The organism is Alicyclobacillus suci, assembly GCF_017329615.1.
Taxonomy (GTDB): Bacteria; Bacillota; Bacilli; order Alicyclobacillales; family Alicyclobacillaceae; genus Alicyclobacillus; species Alicyclobacillus suci.
The window spans coordinates 1-572 of record NZ_JAFMTW010000157.1 but is presented as its reverse complement, the minus strand read 5'-3'; the positions used below and the strand labels follow the sequence as shown (position 1 = coordinate 572).

The 572-nt window shown below is 40.2% G+C and carries 1 protein-coding gene; it reads left to right on the top strand.

Annotated features, from left to right (window positions below; all coding sequences use genetic code 11):
- Window positions 1-158: 158 nt before the first annotated feature.
- On the top strand, window positions 159-572 hold a 414-nt coding region (locus J3482_RS20230; protein WP_206923093.1), incomplete at its 3' end, for a hypothetical protein.

The following is a 572-nucleotide window of genomic DNA, read 5'->3' as shown; positions in this document are numbered from 1 at the left end:
GCTACCATTGGACCGGTTACAGACTACGCGACAACATTATCCTAAAGAACAAATTCCGACGACGTTACACATCGCCTCTCCTCTTCTATTTGTCCTGGAGAGGCGATTATTCTGTTCAGCCATCGTGCATAATATAAGAGCAAAAGGAGGATTTCAAATTGCCGACATTTGTAAATAAAAAAGAAATTCTATTTTGCACTCCCGCAACATTAAATTTTGCGATATTCACTCGCAATTTAATGAATTTATATGAAACGACTCCTAATTATATTTGGCCAGATCCATCCAATTATTATAGCGAACACACAGACTTATCCACTCCAGAAGTGATCTCGGATTGGAATAATTGGTGGGGACATCTCCTTCTAGAACGCGCAGCTATAATTGAACAAAGAGACAGATTAATTGACTTAGGTTATTTGGACGATAAGCCCTATGTCGTAGACAGGTTTTCGAACTTACAAGCTGCGATTGACCAAGCATGGCCGTTGTTTAAACATTGGTGGGATTATCCCTACATAGGGGGAAAAATGGCCTTAGAATCCGTTCCAGCTACACGAGCCGATATATTT